Raw genomic sequence first — 17094 nt, 5'->3', positions numbered from 1 at the left:
ATTTGATGAAACGGAGATTATTCGATGAAAATAAATGAGAGAGTTAGATGATTAAATGGACATATAGTATTTTCATTGCATATTTAGTACTAGGAATTTATGTACTTGCAGTAACAATTAAGGTACCTTTTATTGGTATTTTGGTAGACGCATCTAGTGGGCAACTAGTTATTGCTGATCTCTATTATCCTGATTGGGCACAGCAACATAATCTTGAAAAAGGTGATATTTTACTAACATTTGATGGGAAACCTGCACAGGAGAATAGTTCCATTCAATATTACTCTGTCGCAAGAAGTGCCAAAGAGTTAACGTTTATTAAGCCTAGTGGCGTTGTTCATTCCATAACAATTCAGCATCAAGATATACCTGAGGAATTATTTTTGCAAATTATTTTTCCAATATTTTATTTCTTACTCTCCTTAGGGGTTTCTTTCTATTTATGGAAGAATAATAGAAAAGATGAAAAAACGAAACTGTTAACACTATTTTTATTAACCTGCTCTTTAGCTTATATTAGTACAGGTGCTTCCGCTAGAGGAGATCTTATTGGTATGCTAGTAATAGGGATAGGTATCATTTTATGTTTAGTACTTTTAATTCACTTTTTACAATTGTATTTCCGTTACTTACATATAGAATGGCGATATCTTGATACGAAATGGCTTTATGTTTTTCCACTTGCGGTTCTTTGTTCTTATGTCTATGCACTATTTGATCGAGGTTTGAGAGAATTAACTGCCTCTTTTATTTTAGGTCTATTTGTTGGACTTGTCCTTTATGCTATCTATATATTACTTACAAGTTATTTACGAACAAAACTAGCAAAAATCAGGCTAATTGCTATTGCCTTTATTACACCATTCTTACCTTTTTTACTTTTTTTCGTAATACCAGAAATTTTGGGGCACGAACCAATTTTACATGCGGAGTTTGCTGCGCTATTTTTATTATTTATTCCATTTTCCTTTATTTTCATTCAAGTGAATGAGCGACTATTCGATATTGAATACCAATTATCTCGATTTCGGTATTATTCTACCCTTGCTTTTTTTAGTGCCATAATACTGACTTCAAGCATAGCCTTAGTATTTTTAAAGGATATTTCACTTGTTACATTGACAAGTATCTTTATACTTATTTTTCTCGTTATCATAGCAAGCTTCTATATAAAAGAGCAGCTTGATTTTAAATACCGAAAAATTATTTTTTCATCCACTGGTAATTATGTACATAATTTATATGCTGCAGTTAACAGAATGGGAAAAGCAAAAAATCAACAAGAATTATTAAAACAATTCAAATATGAAATTACCGAAAAACTTGGTACAACAGCCTTTTTGATTACTACCGAAACAGAAGTTGTACCATTCGTTCGCGGTGAAATTATTGAAAAAATGGGCACGATTCAACTGTTGCTACACGATGCTGGTGAAGAAAAGGTCGTTTTAAAAATAAGACACTCCCTGCAAAAGGAAGAGCTACTTTGGCTTGAGTTACTTTCACTTTATGTCTCCATGTTTATTGATAATCTGAAGCTTATTGAAGATTTAGTGCAAGAAATCCAACAAATACAGGATGCCAATGATACACAGCTACCTTGGCTCGATAAATTATTGTGGAATATTATTGAAAAAGAAAAAAGTATTTTAGCGCAAGAATTACATGACACCATTTTACAGGAACAGCTTCATTTAGCGAGAGAGTTAGATGTGCTTGCTGGAACATCAGTTATAAAAAAAGAAAAGGTATTAGATATTCGAGAGCAATTGCTGAATGCTACAAAAGATTTACGGGAATATTGCGAGAATCTAAGCCCTCCTTTACTTGACACATTTGGATTACAAATGGCTTTAAAAAAATTAATACAAAAGGTCAAAATTCGGGCAGATTTTTTATTAAATGCACATATAGAACGTGTCCAATTTCAGGACGTCACCTTACATTTAGTTGTTTATCGTCTAGTACAAGAACTGTTAAATAATGCGATAAAGCATGCTGAGGCCACTGAGGTATCATTAAAGTTACAAGCCATTCAACATGGTTTTATCCTACATTACGATGATAATGGCATTGGCTGTAATATCGAAGATTTAATGCAATCATCAGCTTCCATGGGTATAAACGGTATTCGTGAGCGTGTTCGTGCATTTAATGGTGAGATCAACATTGCCTCCAGCCATAATGAAGGAATGCATATATATATTCAAATTCAAGAGGACGGGGATTCGTATGATTAATATTCTTATTGTAGATGACCATCCTGTCGTTTTAGATGGTACGAAAACATTACTACAGGATTTAACGGATGTTAATATAGACACAGAGCAGAATTGTGAAGCGGTATTAGCAAGAATGGATGCTCAAGTTTTTCAATTATTTTTAATCGATATTAATATGAAACCAATTAATGGTATTCAGCTTTCTGAAATGATTAAGAAAAAACATCCCGAATCCATCATCTTACTGTATACAGGATACGAGCTTTCCGATTATTACGAATTACTGGTAGAGAAAAAAATTGACGGTCTACTCTCAAAGTTAGCCACTAAAGAGCAAGTGATACAAACCATTCTAGCTGCGTTAAGAGGTGAAATTCTACTATCAGCAGATTTTTTGGATTTCGTTCAGCAGCGCATGAATATGCCAAATAGACATCAGGAAGTTTTACTGAGTGACAAAGAACAAGAAATTTTACAGCTTGTCGCACAGGGCTGTACGAATAAAGCCATTGCTTCTGCCATTGGCGTAACACAGAGAACAGTTGAAAACTATTTATCTAAATTATTTGTTAAGCTGAATGTAGAATCAAGAGCGGAGGCAGTAATTGTAGCGAAAGAGAAAGCGTGGATTGACTAGCGAAAAGTCAACATAAAGTTTATCTATTTTCTATAAATGTAAATTTTTTCTCTCCAAAAACGGAATATACTGGATAAATGTATAAAACTGTTATATAATGAAAATAATAATTACATTACTTCTTTAATGCCATTAAAATCACGTATTCAAAAGGATAATACGAGCTTTTGAGTACGTGATTCTTTGCAAGCGATGGAAGGAATATGATTGTTGAATTTTTTTGGGAGGGTGTTCACATGACACAAGGTACAGTAAAATGGTTTAACGCAGAAAAAGGGTTTGGCTTTATCGCAGTTGAAGGCGGAAATGATGTATTTGTACATTTTTCTGCTATTCAATCGGATGGCTTTAAAACTTTAGAAGAAGGTCAAAAAGTGGAATTCGGCGTAGAAGAAGGAAACCGTGGACCACAAGCAACTAATGTTGTAAAGATTTAATGGTAAGCTTTAGCATTTAAATGCAAAAATTCAAGAGACATCCTTGGTTTGGATGTCTCTTTTTTTATGTTATTACCCCTGTGCATTATCGGCACTAAAAAAACGACACAGGAAATTTAAAATAGCAATATAAAACGGAAATGAAAAGATCATTGCAAAAAGGATAAATCCTTGCACAGGTGCTGGTGAATCGCCTTGATTGGTGATTGGAAAAATACTTGCAAATAGAAAGGTAAAGATGATTGAATATGGCAGCCAAAGAATAGTTGTTACATACACTAAACGGCGACGAGCAAGCCATTTAGCTGTTAGTTTATACAGAATAACACTCCCTGCTATCCAACTGATTGCTTGTATCAGAAATAAAAAAATATCAATCTGTTGCCCTTCCCATCCAGTAAGCCTTAACATTCGATAATAATTCACCTGTAATTCAATCGAAATAAAGAACATTAGTCCATAATATATACTCACTAGATTTAGCTTAAGAAAATAACTCATTTCTCAGCCCCTTATGCATACGAATGTAGACCAGCAATCACTAGATTTACAAATACTTGATTGAAGACGATAATGCCAAAACCAATAATTGCTAACCAAGCTGTTTTTTCACCCTCCCACCCTTTTGATAGTCGAAAATGAAGGAAGGCTGCATAAAATAAAAATGTAATGAGTGCCCATACTTCTTTAGGATCCCAGCCCCAGTATCTACTCCAAGCAATTTGTGCCCAAATCATGGCGAATAATAGCCCTCCTAGAGCAAACAATGGAAAGCCTATGACCACAGCTCGATATGTAATTTCATCCATTAAAGCTGGTTGTACGCGATTTGTTAATGGCTTTAATAAAACGATTAATGGCCTTCTTGCCATTAGTATAAGTACCACATATAGTATCGTTCCCACTAGAAATGCCCATACAATAGAGTTTAATTTCTTCGCATCAATCTTGTTTGTGATCTGTAAAACACCTATTTGTTCTCCATCAGTGGTTAAAGCAGCGTCATTGACAATAAGTGGCATCATTGTATAATCGGCAGTTTCTTCTTTTCCTTGCGAATTTTCAAAATGAACCTTCACAGTATCTGATGTGAGATTGAAGTATGTAGACACACCAATAAAGCCTATTACAACAATAAGACAATACATAACAAATTCTAAAGCAAAGGTACTAATTGATTTCTTTGTAACGTCTAATGTTCTTAATAAATAGATAATTCCTGTTGCAAACGAAATTGATAAGATAGCACTTGAAAAGGCCACGGTCATCACATGAATTGTTAGCCAATGACTTTGTAGAGATGGTACAAGCGGTGAAACCTCCTTTGTAAAAACGCTTCCATAGCCAAGAATAATTAAGGAAACTGGAATAGTAAACAAGCCCACTACGATTTGTTTATACAGCAAATGAATAATCAAATAGCTTCCAGTAAGCATGATGCCAAAAAACGTCATAAACTCATACATATTACTTACTGGTGCATGATCTACAGCAATCCACCTTAAAATAAAATAAACTAATTGTAAAGTAAAGGCACTATAGGTTAGTAGTAATCCGACTTTGCCAAACATTTTTCTTTTCGATTTTACGGCTAGTCCAATCGGTAAAATAGCAATTAGCAATAAAATAAAGGCAATGAACAATGAATTACTGCTTAGGTTTAACAATGTTTCTGTACTCACTTTAAAAATCCCCCAACGTCTTTTTTAGGAAACGGTAATACTGCTCCCAATAAAAAGAACGTCATTCATAAAAAGAAGTGCCAACATATGCCATCAAAATATTTTAATTTTTGCAAATTGTTACAAATTTATGTCGCAAAATTAGAAAAAAATAAACCATCTATTCATATGTAAATAGATGGTAGTTGAAATTATTAAAGTTGACATGCCTCTACCTACATCTTACTAAAAATAGAATAAAAAGTCTATTTCTAATTTCATAGCTATGAGACAATGAATATGCGCAAATATTACATAACGTTATGTAAAAAAGTGGAGGCTTTACATGAAACAAAATATTTATGACAATCCTGAATTTTTCCGTCACTATCAAGCGTTACGTCAAACACCTTATAATTATAATAATTTACTGGAGCAACCCGCGATAAAATCCTTACTGCCGAATCTACAGAATTTACAGATGCTTGATATTGGCTGTGGAATGGGAGAATTCGCATATTATTGTATTGAAAACCAAGCAAAACATGTTACTGCCATTGATGTCTCTAGAAATATGCTGGCTATCGCACGACGTGAATATGCTCACCCTAAGATCGACTATGGATTGTATGCAATTGAAGATTATCATGTAGCTCCAGAAAGCTTTGATTGTATTACAAGCTCCCTTTCCTTGCATTACATTGAAAATTTTGATGCGGTGATCGGGAAAATTGCAAGCATACTTCGTTCAAATGGCATCTTTATTTTTTCCGTAGAACATCCCATTGCAACAGCTAGGAAAACAATGGTGGATAATTGGATTTATGATGCTAACGGCAATAGAAATCATTATGCAATCGATAATTATCAGGATGAGGGCTTACGTGAGCAAACTTGGTTTGTGGATGGTGTAGTTAAATATCACCGATGTATCTCTACGATCATCAATTCATTAATTGCACATGGCTTCACTATTGAAAAACTGTTAGAGCCGCTTCCTGATTTAGAAGCAGTAGAGAAACTTCCCTCTCTAGAAAAAGAACTTCGTCGCCCTTCCTTTTTAGTTATTCGAGCAAAAAAATAATCAAAAAAATTTGGAGGTCTCGCAGAAATTTTTCTTCGAGACCTTTCATACTTTATGTACTTAATTTTACATATATAATTTCTGGATCCCCCTCGTCCAAATTCTCAATAATGCCACTTTTTATAAAGCCTGTCTTCTCAAATACTTGATGCATAGCCGTATTTGATTGATTAGTGGAAGAAAAAATCTTTGGCGTGATAGCTATTTCTACATAAGCTTCTATTAAAGAGGCTGCAACTCCCCTTCTCCGTTCTGAATTCTTTACTATTACTAAGCTGATAAAGCTATGTTCAAAAAAATCATTTGTAAATATTAGAAAACCCGCAATCCCATGTTCATTTTGCTTGATGATACAGCGTTTTTCCTGAATGGCTAGCCTGATCTGTTTACTTCTTGAAAAATCACCTAGGACTTCTCGATCTATCGCACATATTTCATCCAATTGCTCTATCCTTGCGTTCATTACTAATGACATTCGTTTCACCTCTCGATATAATAACTCATTACGATAAGCTCATCATTAAATCCTAGTACTTGCCTTCCCTCATCAACAAAACCACATTTAGTATAAAGTGCCTGTGCAGATATATTTGGGACATTAACACCTAGCACCAACTCATTAATATGAGGAAAATGCTCCTGAACAAAGTCTGGTAAGAGCTGTAATGTTGCTTTTGCATAGCCTTTCCCTTGCTCATGATAATCCGTAGAAAAGGAGCGAATTAACAAGGCAGCTTTATTTGTTGAATATGGCTTTACCCCATCTTTTTCATGGAGAACAAAGAAAGTAACTAGCTTATCTTCTGCAAGCACCAATATGGCATGACGATTTTTGTCCTGTTTTGCTAGCTCAATACTTTCTTTTGGGGACTTCGTAAACCGTAGCTGCTCTGGTGTAATCGTATATCTCTCAATTAAGTGATTATCACACGTCTCATAAAATTTTAATCTCATAAAGATAGCCTCCCTCCTATTCCTCCTCATAGATTGCTGTAAATTCAAACCCTCCTTCTATTAACTGTTGTAAATAGTCGTCAAAGGACGGTGCAATAACCTCATAGCTATCTGGATCATGAACATATCGAACGATCTGTCCCACCTGTCCGCCATCATTTGGATAAAAATCTATATATAAGCTTGAAGTGCCACCATTATTCATACAATCCGCAAAGCATAAATGTTTATTTAATGGTATATGCACCTGAATTCTATCATCCACTTCAACATACTCTAAAAAGTCCTGATAACGTTCATAAATACTTTCACTATTCACTACTTGGCTATCTTTTATCATTTGCTCAATAGACTTTAAATAATATGGATATTCACCTAGATCTGAGCCTAATACTAGGACACAAATCGTTGCTTCTCCATGCTTACAATAATAGGTTCCATTAATATCCTGTAGTAGTTTAATCAATGATTCTGGACAACTAGGAAATAGATCTAATAAGGCTTGAATTTGAGAATCTGTTGCCCCTTTTGCTTGTTGTAGTTGGTTTTGCTCCTCTTCAGGTAAATAGGTCATCAAGCCATTAAAATATGGTGTATGGAAACGCATTAAATTGCCCTCTTTTCGTTATGTTCGTAATAATTTGGAATTTTCTTTTAAACCATTGTAAAATACTCTATTTGTAAACACCATCAGAAATTTGAACTATTGATTATTTGAAATCCTTTTTTTATTTCTACTATTCCCCAAAAATGCTACTATAAAAGTATTCAAATAAGAAGGAGTTGTGCCAATGAGTGCGGTAAGAGCAGTAGACGTTTTGGTTATTCAACTAATCAATCAAGGGATGTCATTCTAACTGCAGTCCTTGAACAAGGGAGAACACAAATGGATCATTACATGAAAAACTTTCTTACAGGTCAAGCAATTACTTTACAGCAAATGACCTCGTCTGACTTAGAAGCATTTGTCAAAATTGAAGGTGAAAAAAAGTCGTTATTATTTGCTAATGACGAAATCCCCTTTCCCAAAACCTTTGAGGATCATTCTTCATTCTTCCAAAGTATTAGTGCAAAGAAAGAAGATTTTTTCTTTGGCATATTTGAAAAATCTACAAATGAGCTTATTGGTACATGTGCCGTTTTTTCAATTAATTGGCAAAACAGTACATGCTTTGTAGGGATTTCAATTGGTGAACAATGGCAGGGTAAAGGATTTGGAACTGATGCTATGAAAACCCTTATTGATTTTATTTTTAACTATATTGCTATCAATAAAATTAAACTACAGGTTTTCAGCTTTAATACAGCAGCTATTCGATCCTATGAAAAATGTGGCTTTTCACAAGAAGGTATTTTAAGAAATGAGATTTTCCGATTCGGTAAGTTTTATGATTTAGTATTATATGGTCTATTACGAGAAGAATGGACTCATTAAGATAAGTAATAAACGCCCACATCAAACAGTGTGGGCGTTTACATATTTTGATGCGTTCTTTCCTTTAAGATCTATATCATTATTGATTTTCTTCCTTGAAGACTATAGTCACTATAATCCGTTCACCTTTAGCCTTTTCTAGTAATAAAAAAGTGGATCACACGAATTCTCTTCAAATATATTCCTTCCTATTACTCTAATTTTCGAAAATTTCCAACATTTATCCGAATAATTGATAATTTCCTCAGCAAAAAGGTTTATTTGATAAATTGCGACAAGATACGAAATTCGAGAAATTTGAATGGAAAGTATTACTATAGCGACTCGTAATTGCAATAGTAAAAAAGATACAAATTTAGTTAAATGAAATCTACATTTTTTTTTAAAAGCTAAACGTAGCCAGCCTTGATATCTTTGGATTCAAGGTATTAAACTTTATGCATATTACAATTAAAGTAAATTAAAATAGGCGAAAAGATTCAACCTGAAAATTTAGTATTCCAACCCCTTCTCCGAATTAAGAAGCTCTTCTATGACTAAATTACGAATTTAGATTACTAAACACAATATGACATATTTTTTATTTTATGTGGTATACAATGAGAAAGTTGAATCGAGGTCATATGAATTTTATGACAGGAAAATGGAGAAAAAATTTAGGAGGAAAGTATCTTGGTACAATTATCGCTTAAACAATTCTTGAGGGTGAAAATCGAAATGAAGAGAAGAAGAATGTATAGAAAGGCAAAGGATTTAGGTTTCACCCATCCTATTGTTGTAGATTGTAGTCAAGAATTGGATATATTACTAAATAGATATTCAAAACAGGCGCAAGTTTCCTAACCAGCATTATCACTTCTGTTTTAAACCTGTATTAGGTTCCTTTTATAAAGTTCAATCCAAATCCTGATGTTATTGTCATGATACGTATACATAACAAGTAATTGGGAAATCTAATTTATAAAAGGAGGCTAAATGATGCAGGTATTGTTTATGTCCTTGATGTTAGTTTCAAGCTTTTTACTACAGCAGCCTCAGCATTCAGTAGAAAACACAGCAACTACACTTTGTACACCTATTGTAGCTACTTCCTATAAGTATCCAAATAATCAGTACCAGTCATTTCAAAATGAGGGCGATTTTTATCAACAAATTAATTCAGCACTTTATGAGGAATATTCTGATGCTAGCTTGAACATTCGTCAAAAGATAGCCTTTAAAGACATACCGAAGGCTATAGAAACATTTCATTTAAAAACAAATTTAATAGGTAAAAAAATGGACCTCACTCAACATACTTTTATTCATCCCAATCGGCAAGTATATTTTTTAGCATCCTTTAGACAAACTGAACAGGAAACCTATCATAAATATTTTATCATTGACGCTGAGACACAAACCATCTTATTAGGAAACAGCCTTTACAATCCACACAATCGTATTGTTCCATAGTTTAAATACTCGTCATATTTTATTGTATGCTTAAAAATTAAGAAATAGTAGCAAATATGATGAAATAATGGATTTTCCAAGTAAATTATGTAAATGTTTTAACAAAAAATTCAAATTTTCTCGCTTAAAATTACCCTCGATCATAAGTTAGCTCGACTCTAAGCACAGTAATTGATTTAATTCATAATAAAGTGCCTAGAAGTCGAGCTACACCTTTAAGGTATAGACTTTACAAAATTGCTTTTTGCTTTATCTCTTTTTTGATATTGTCCATAAATTGTAACAATGGCATTTCATGTAAGGATTGTTCACCGTGTTTACGAATAGTAACATACTGTTGATCCTTTTCGCGGTCACCAAGTACTAAAATATACGGTATTTTTTTCATTTGAGCCTCACGGATTTTCTTACCAAGCTTTTCTGAACGATTATCGATACCGACACGAATTTGATCCTTTTGTAAAGCCTCCACTACTTGCTGGACATATTCTTGGTGTTGATCTGCTACACCAATAATCTGTACCTGCTTGGGTGCAAGCCATGTAGGGAACACCCCTCCAAAATGTTCAATTAATATCCCCAAAAAGCGATCAATAGAGCCAAATACAGCCCGATGAATAACAACTGGTCTTACTTTTTCATTTTGCTCGTTGATATACGTTAAATCAAATTTCTCAGGTAGTTGGAAATCAAGTTGAACTGTTGCACATTGGTGACTGCGATGAATAGCATCTTTAATATGAATATCAATCTTCGGTCCATAGAACGCACCATCGCCTTCATTGATTGTAAATGGCAAGCCTAAATGATTAAGAACGATTTCTAGTGCTTCTTCGGCTTGATCCCATAGCTCCAAATCACCCATAAAATCTGCAGGACGTGTAGATAATTCAATATCGTACTGAAAGCCAAAAACCTTATATACCTCATCAATAATTTTTAGAGCCAGTGCAATTTCTTTCTCGATTTGTTGAGGTGTGACAAAAATATGAGCATCATCCTGGCAAAAAGTACGCACTCGTAAAAGTCCATTTAATGCACCACTAAATTCATGCCGGTGTACTTGACCAAATTCAGCCATACGAATTGGTAAGTCTCTATATGAATGTAAGTCATTTTTAAAAATCAGCATGTGACCGGGACAATTCATGGGCTTTAGTGCGAAGCTTTGGTCATCTACATGTGTAAAATACATATTGTCTTTATAGTGATCCCAGTGTCCCGACTGCTCCCAAAGGCGTTGATTCATCATTAATGGTGTCCGTACCTCATGATAATCATATTTCGCTTGCAACTGTCGTAAATACGATTCTAGTTCATTGCGAATGATTTGACCATTTGCTAAATAAAACGGCATACCTGGTGCTTCCTCTGAAAACATAAATAATTCTAGTTCTTTTCCTAACTTACGATGATTTCGCTTCTCTGCTTCTTCTAAAAAAACAAAGTATTGTGCTAATTCTTCTTTTGAGGCAAACGCTATACCATAAATACGCTGAAGCATCTGATTTTTACTATCACCACGCCAATATGCGCCAGAAACATGCATTAATTTAAAATGCTGTAATTTACCTGTAGAAGGTACATGTGGCCCACGACATAAATCATAAAATTCTCCCTGCTCATAAACTGTCACTTTTTCATGCTCGGGTATATCCGCTAATAGCTCTAGCTTTAACGCATCATGGGCAAAGAGCTGCTGTGCCTCTTTGCGTGTAACCTCTCTTCGCATTACTGAACTATTTTCTTGTACAATTTTCTTCATCATTTTTTCGATTTGTATTAAATCAGCTGGCACAAGAGGATGGGCTAGATCGATATCATAATAAAACCCATTGTCAATAACAGGTCCGATGCCAAAGTGGGCATCAGGGTACAGACGCTTCACTGCTTGAGCTAATAAATGAGCTGTTGAATGACGAATTACGTTAATCCCTTCGTTCGAGCTTGCATCATAGAGGGCAATTTGTGTATCTTCCACAATTGGGCGCGTCAAATCAATGATGGTTCCGTTAGCACTCCCTGCAATTGCTTTTTTACGTAAAGCTGGGCTTATTGTTTGTGCAATTTCGGTTAGTGTTACACCCTTTGTAAATACTTGCTGTTGACCATCTGGAAATTGAATGTTAATAACTTGATTTGACATATTCTCTGCTCCTTTTTTGAATAATCAGGTTCTAAAAGACACTGATTAAAAAATAAAAAAACACATATCCGCCCCATAAAAGGGACGAGTATGTGTTCATTACCCGTGGTTCCACCCAAATTCCCACTAACTTTGCTAGTGGCTCATTGATTTGCAGTAACGTTGCAATAACGGTGCAAGTTTCCAAGCACGGCTCAAAGGTAGTAAGATTTGATTGCTGCATTAGGAAGCTTTCAGCAAATGCCTCCCTCTCTGTGAATCGCTATCAACGCTCGTGTCCTTATCATCGCCAATTTCATAGTTTGATGAAATTGTTAACTACTATAATCCAACATTGTATAACTTGTCAATATTTGAAAAACTTTTTCAAATCCTTGTAGCAAGTGGTAAAGAATAGTCCTGTCTTTGATTATTCCCCTTCTTTTCCATAAATTATTTTTTCAGTGAATCCTAATTGCCTTCTGAGTTCACTTAATCATTATGTTAGTATACTAAATCAACTATGTCATAAATTGGGTAAACCATGCGACATATTTTGCCCCTGGGATAAATAGGAGCTGTGCCAAAATTGTTCCTAATAATCTTGAACCCATCATCATCACAGAAGCTCGTTTAAGGCTCAAATAACTGCCTCTTTGATTGATAACATCATCTGCAAGAATGGAAATCTTAGGGTCAATAAAAATAATTAATAGGATTGTTGCCACACCATTAATTAGTCCAGATGACATCATAGCCGTTGCATGTCTTTCAGGAGCAAGAAGTGCTGCGTATAGAGCAGACAGAACCCCAATTGTATAGATCGCAGTAATTAGTACATTGATAATGAATAATTTAAAGGGAATATCGCGCCAACTAATCCCTTTCAAGTATGCAAAACTTGGCATATGTATATGCTTAAAGCCTCTTTTGATATACCCCATTTTCAAGCTTTTCTTGAATAGTGCTGGAATAGAGCCCCTTTCCTCCGATAAATGGATAATAGCTCTTGAAAATAGAGCCACAAATGTAGGTAAAAGTAATATACCTACTAATGTACCTAGTGAAGCAAAGCCAATTATGACTCGGAATTGCTGCTCAACGAAGGCTAGCGTGTTTACCCCTGGTGCGGTATCTATTAAGCTACCTGTAAAGGGCTGCTGCATCATATTAGCCAGTCTAGATACCATAACCATAACATTAAATAAGGATAGGGCTGATGCTAATAATTTTACCCTGGCACCTGACAATCTAACTGCATAGGCCAATGTTTCAATCGAATGAATAACAAGTATAAATAATGCGATAACAATCAATTTTTCAGTTAAAATGTCCAAGTTTCTTACCCTTCTTTTCAATAATTAATCGATTCACATGTTTGTATTTTGTGTTGCCCCTCTCTTCATATTTTACGAAATCCACTGCAATATGTTCCGTTATCATCAACCCGAAGAGTGAATGTGCTCATTGATTTACCCTTATAGCAGTCAGGAGTAAAGAGCACATTGATAAAAGCACTTGGACAATATTACTATTTATTTGTTTGCAATGCAGCCTTTAGCGTAAATGGAATTTTTAAATATGTATACTTTATCGTTATCATTTTCATATCAGCTGCCTCCATTCTCACAGCATAATGCTGAGGCTGCTTTCCTATTGCCTGACGATCTATAAATTGACTAGGAAAAATAGTAATTTGCCCTAATTTATAAAATGTAATGTTCGGATCATTCTCCATTTCCATCTCTGCTTCAAACGGTGCAGACTTACTGACAACAAGCTCTATCTTTTCAGGTATTTTATCGTTAATAAGGACTTGCTGAAGCTGTATTTCCTGTAATCCTTTATTCTCTAGTTCAATTATTTTGACCGTTGGATTATCTTTAAGACTTGTATAAGCACTAATTGCAAGTGGCGGATTACTTTTTACATAAATGATGAATACCGCTCCCACCACAAGTATGCTAAATAAAAAAACAAATAGAACTTTTTTCATTTTTTTCCTCACTTTCCTGTTTCCCAATCAAGTATAACGATAAATTCTCTACTGGAAAACCTTGAATATCAATTTCGCCTTGGCATAATTGTANNGAAGATAAAAACAATCTGCCTTAGTAAGAGACAGATTGTTTTTGTAGTCTTATTTCATCCCGTATTGGAATACCGTCATTACCGACAAGAGGAATTTCAGGCTTATAAAGTCTTGCTTGTGCGACAGCATTTTGTAGAATTTCTACTAAAAAATAGCCGCGTTTTTGATAAAATTTTAATGCATGTAAATTATCATTCGTTGTGATAATAGTGATCTTTGTACAGTTATTTGCAAAAGCCTGTTGTTCTACAGCTCGGACAAGTGAAGAACCAATACCTTTACCCTCCACAGTACTATCTAGGGAAATAATTTCACACTCTTCTCCACGTAAAATATATGTCACAAGACCCGTTATCTTCTGTTGGGCCTCTACGTATGCAAAGCCATCTAGTTTGCTACAGTCATAAATACCACTAGATATAACCATTTCTGTCGTTCCCCAATGTTCCTTAAAAAACTGCGATACTTCTTTTTGGGGTAATTGTTGAATCGAGAGAATTGTCATTTTTTAACTCCTCACTAAATCGAAATATGAAATACACCAGCTATTGCTTTTTGGATGCCCAAAAATAGGACCCATGAAACAACGCCTAATCCAATGGCAAACACAATATGAATGGACGATTTCATCGCCATGTATATCACAAAGAGCATCACCATCGTAGCTGGTAGTCCAACGATCACACCAACTGTAAAACGCTGAATATGTTCGCTCGATTCACTTTGTACTGTTAGCCATATAATACTTAAAATACTAACAAGAGGTAGTGCGGCAATAATACCACCATACGTAGGAAATCTTCTGGCTACCTCGGTAACGATTCCAATAATAGCTGCAGAGCTAAGAATTTTAACAAACGTGTACATTATTTCGACACCTCGCTTAATAAATGAAATGCCTGTAAAATGATTTGTCGTTCTTCTTCTGATAATCGATGTAACGCATGTTGAAGTTTATGATCATCTAATTCGGTATTTTTTTTGACAATCACAAGCCCCTCTGCAGTTAGATGAAGCATGACTTTGCGTTGATCATCAACAGCTCTTTCTTTCTTCACCCAGCCATTCCGTTCCAGTTTTTTAATATGCTCGGAGGCTGTATTCTGAGAAATATTCAGTAATTCTGCGATATCCCGAACAGTAACTTCATCTTCCTTTTGAATCATCTGTAAAATTCGTACGCTTTGATGGGAAATGACATCTTCATGTGTTGTATGTAGATGATAAAAAATAGTTGTAAAATAATTATTTATATCCTGTATCATTGAATAACCTCTTTCAATATATCGTTTAGAACGATTATATCGTATATAACGATATATATAAAGTGATTCAATTCAAATGACATAAAGTTTATATTTTCAGATTTTTTTAGTTAATCAAAGTATTTTTTATCTGTTGACAGCTCCTTTCACTTTAACTCGGATAATTTATCGCCCCAATTATGTAAAATTATCAAGAATTATCTATGAGTTACCGAAAAATTTTCACAAATATATCTGTTTCACTTTATCAAATGAATTATTTTTCTTATTTCACTCATACTATCCATGTTTAACAAGAATTTAAAAAAGAGAGGATGTACAAGCATGGGCATACTTAGTGGAAATCCAAAAGATGAGCCATTACATTACGGAGAAGTATTTAGTATTTGGACACATCTTACAGTAAATTATGGCTTTATTGCTGGCTATCAAACGTTTTATAATCATGCAGGTGATGAAGATTTAAGAAAAGTAATCGAAGATATCATCGACACTTGCAGAGAAGAAACAAAACAGTTAGAAAAGATTTTAAAAACTAACGGGGTTGCTTTACCACCTGCACCACCAGAGAGACCAGTAGCACGAATTGAAGATATACCTCCTGGTGCAAGATTTAATGATCCTGAAATTAGCGCTGCCCTAACTGGTGACCTTGCGGCTGGATTAGTAACATGTAGCCAAGTTATGGGTATGTCAACTAGAGAGGATATTGCACTAATGTACGCACAATTTCACACAGGTAAAGCACAACTTGGTGCAAAATTGTTACGTCTTAATAAAACGAAAGGTTGGTTAGTTCCACCACCAATGCATGTAGTTTATCCTGAAAAATAATATTAATTAAAACCTGACAAACCGTCTCCCCAGATAAACTGGGGATTTTTTTCATCCTATTTTGATTTGCAGGTTTATTTACTTAGAATGTAGGTATCAAAAATGGATATATTTTCTTGGTTTCCTATCGGAGTACGTCTGCTTTATTTCATCCCATCAATGATTTTACTAATTGTTGTACCATTTGTTTGTGTCGGGATTTATGCAGCTATCTTCAGTAAAATTCTGCCTTATAAAATCTATAAAAGTCTTCTATTCCTCATTGCCCTATTAGGTTTCTTTATCTGGGCTATCCCAATGAACATGGGATTTTATGAGTTTTTTAGAGGAATGTTTTAAAAGTATCTTACTTTTGTTTTTCGTTTACATTGGCTTTGTTTAACTTGACGCACTCCTTATTGGTTAGGGCAACTTTCATCCCAGCTATTTATTTATTTTAATTTCAAAGACAATTCCTTTCCATAGGGAGTGATCATGATATATACCCCCCTATCTTCTAAATCCATGTTCGCTTTCATTATTGTGCACTTGTAAATGACGATAATTTTTTAATGTTATTATAATATTGAGTGAATCGCTCGCACTTTATATATTGGTTGGCCGCAGCTGTTTTTTATTTTAAAAGGCAATGAACTATATTACAGAATATAAATGATGTTAAGATAGTACCTCCTGATTTACTTGAATTTCTACTACCCGAGTGATTCAAATTTTTTCTAATCAAAAAAGATACTAAAAAAATTTGGTTAAAAAATTTACGGATACTAAAGCACCTTCTGTACAAACTAATTGCAGGAGGTGATTTTCAATGGCAAACAACAATCAAAACTTTAACGCAAAAATTCCAAATGCAATGAATGTAGAATTTGGAAATGAGACGGATGTTAATCAAATTA

General features: G+C 34.4%; 20 protein-coding genes. 9 read left to right on the top strand and 11 right to left on the bottom strand.

The genetic code is table 11. From position 1 onward, the window contains the following. Positions 1-47: 47 nt before the first annotated feature. From B2R82_RS19990 to B2R82_RS19980, 3 genes are all read left to right on the top strand, one after another. Positions 48-2240, top strand: coding sequence for a sensor histidine kinase (locus B2R82_RS19990; RefSeq protein ID WP_286926626.1), 2193 nt, complete (start codon positions 48-50; stop codon positions 2238-2240). Beyond that, positions 2233-2859, top strand: coding sequence for a response regulator transcription factor (locus tag B2R82_RS19985; RefSeq protein ID WP_286926624.1), 627 nt, complete (start codon positions 2233-2235; stop codon positions 2857-2859). Before B2R82_RS19990 ends, B2R82_RS19985 begins: the two co-directional genes overlap by 8 nt. Before the next feature lie 236 nt (positions 2860-3095). After that, positions 3096-3296 carry a cold-shock protein gene (locus B2R82_RS19980; RefSeq protein WP_054771532.1) on the top strand — a complete coding sequence of 67 codons (201 nt, stop codon included), beginning with the start codon at positions 3096-3098 and terminating at the stop codon, positions 3294-3296. 72 nt (positions 3297-3368) lie between these two features. On the opposite strand, the gene B2R82_RS19975 is transcribed toward B2R82_RS19980, so the two are convergent. Together B2R82_RS19975 and ccsB are read right to left on the bottom strand one after the other, a co-directional pair. Further along, a complete protein-coding gene (locus tag B2R82_RS19975) occupies positions 3369-3797 on the bottom strand; it encodes a hypothetical protein (RefSeq protein WP_286926622.1) in 429 nt (142 codons plus the stop codon). Positions 3798-3808: 11 nt separating this feature from the next. After that, the gene (gene ccsB, locus B2R82_RS19970; RefSeq protein ID WP_286926707.1) at positions 3809-4963 is read right to left on the bottom strand and encodes a c-type cytochrome biogenesis protein CcsB; all 1155 of its coding nucleotides are present in this window, start codon (positions 4961-4963) and stop codon (positions 3809-3811) included. A gap of 340 nt (positions 4964-5303) precedes the next feature. On the opposite strand from ccsB, the gene B2R82_RS19965 reads away from it, so the two are divergent. Beyond that, entirely contained in the window at positions 5304-6041 is a 738-nt protein-coding gene (locus tag B2R82_RS19965; protein WP_286926620.1) for a class I SAM-dependent methyltransferase, read from the top strand. Positions 6042-6093: 52 nt separating this feature from the next. On the opposite strand, the gene B2R82_RS19960 is transcribed toward B2R82_RS19965, so the two are convergent. From B2R82_RS19960 to B2R82_RS19950, 3 genes are read right to left on the bottom strand one after another with little or no spacing between them, the layout of a single operon-like run. Next, positions 6094-6516, bottom strand: a complete 423-nt coding sequence (locus tag B2R82_RS19960; protein WP_286926619.1) for a GNAT family N-acetyltransferase — start codon at positions 6514-6516, stop codon at positions 6094-6096. Positions 6517-6521: 5 nt separating this feature from the next. Then, a complete protein-coding gene (locus tag B2R82_RS19955; protein WP_376781241.1) occupies positions 6522-7001 on the bottom strand; it encodes a GNAT family N-acetyltransferase in 480 nt (159 codons plus the stop codon). Positions 7002-7011: 10 nt separating this feature from the next. Continuing rightward, complete coding sequence (locus B2R82_RS19950; RefSeq protein WP_286926616.1) at positions 7012-7602, bottom strand: SMI1/KNR4 family protein; 591 nt, start codon at positions 7600-7602, stop codon at positions 7012-7014. A gap of 279 nt (positions 7603-7881) precedes the next feature. On the opposite strand from B2R82_RS19950, the gene B2R82_RS19945 reads away from it, so the two are divergent. The 3 genes from B2R82_RS19945 to B2R82_RS19935 all read left to right on the top strand — a co-directional run bounded on the left by B2R82_RS19945 (position 7882) and on the right by B2R82_RS19935 (position 9882). Then, complete coding sequence (locus B2R82_RS19945) at positions 7882-8430, top strand: GNAT family N-acetyltransferase (RefSeq protein WP_286926615.1); 549 nt, start codon at positions 7882-7884, stop codon at positions 8428-8430. Positions 8431-9102: 672 nt separating this feature from the next. Next, complete coding sequence (locus B2R82_RS19940; protein WP_054771497.1) at positions 9103-9273, top strand: aspartyl-phosphate phosphatase Spo0E family protein; 171 nt, start codon at positions 9103-9105, stop codon at positions 9271-9273. A gap of 135 nt (positions 9274-9408) precedes the next feature. After that, positions 9409-9882, top strand: coding sequence for a hypothetical protein (locus B2R82_RS19935; RefSeq protein WP_286926614.1), 474 nt, complete (start codon positions 9409-9411; stop codon positions 9880-9882). A 229-nt stretch (positions 9883-10111) separates the two neighbouring features. Here the strand turns inward: B2R82_RS19935 and thrS are convergent, their stop codons facing one another. The 6 genes from thrS to B2R82_RS19905 all read right to left on the bottom strand — a co-directional run bounded on the left by thrS (position 10112) and on the right by B2R82_RS19905 (position 15364). Further along, complete coding sequence (gene thrS / locus B2R82_RS19930; protein ID WP_286926613.1) at positions 10112-12028, bottom strand: threonine--tRNA ligase; 1917 nt, start codon at positions 12026-12028, stop codon at positions 10112-10114. Between the two features lie 500 nt (positions 12029-12528). Continuing rightward, positions 12529-13344 (bottom strand): lipid II flippase Amj family protein, encoded by an 816-nt coding sequence (locus B2R82_RS19925; RefSeq protein WP_286926612.1) that lies wholly within the window; start codon positions 13342-13344, stop codon positions 12529-12531. Positions 13345-13538: 194 nt separating this feature from the next. Next, entirely contained in the window at positions 13539-14003 is a 465-nt protein-coding gene (locus B2R82_RS19920) for a hypothetical protein (RefSeq protein ID WP_286926611.1), read from the bottom strand. 115 nt (positions 14004-14118) lie between these two features. Further along, the gene (locus tag B2R82_RS19915; protein ID WP_286926610.1) at positions 14119-14604 is read right to left on the bottom strand and encodes a GNAT family N-acetyltransferase; all 486 of its coding nucleotides are present in this window, start codon (positions 14602-14604) and stop codon (positions 14119-14121) included. Positions 14605-14618: 14 nt separating this feature from the next. Then, positions 14619-14966: a DUF3147 family protein gene (locus B2R82_RS19910; protein ID WP_286926609.1), complete on the bottom strand. Its 348-nt coding sequence runs from the start codon at positions 14964-14966 to the stop codon at positions 14619-14621. Continuing rightward, the gene (locus B2R82_RS19905) at positions 14966-15364 is read right to left on the bottom strand and encodes a MarR family winged helix-turn-helix transcriptional regulator (protein ID WP_286926608.1); all 399 of its coding nucleotides are present in this window, start codon (positions 15362-15364) and stop codon (positions 14966-14968) included. Before B2R82_RS19905 ends, B2R82_RS19910 begins: the two co-directional genes overlap by 1 nt. A 324-nt stretch (positions 15365-15688) precedes the next feature. Between B2R82_RS19905 and B2R82_RS19900 the strand changes: the two genes are divergently transcribed. Both B2R82_RS19900 and B2R82_RS19895 read left to right on the top strand, forming a co-directional pair. After that, entirely contained in the window at positions 15689-16198 is a 510-nt protein-coding gene (locus B2R82_RS19900; RefSeq protein WP_054771493.1) for a DUF3231 family protein, read from the top strand. A gap of 102 nt (positions 16199-16300) precedes the next feature. Continuing rightward, positions 16301-16537, top strand: coding sequence for a hypothetical protein (locus B2R82_RS19895; protein WP_286926607.1), 237 nt, complete (start codon positions 16301-16303; stop codon positions 16535-16537). Positions 16538-17094: the final 557 nt, after the last annotated feature.

The organism is Lysinibacillus sp. UBA6686 (assembly GCF_002455205.1).
Taxonomy (GTDB): Bacteria; Bacillota; Bacilli; order Bacillales_A; family Planococcaceae; genus Lysinibacillus; species Lysinibacillus pakistanensis.
The sequence above is the reverse complement of the archived record's forward strand: the minus strand, read 5'-3'. Positions and strand labels throughout refer to the sequence as shown.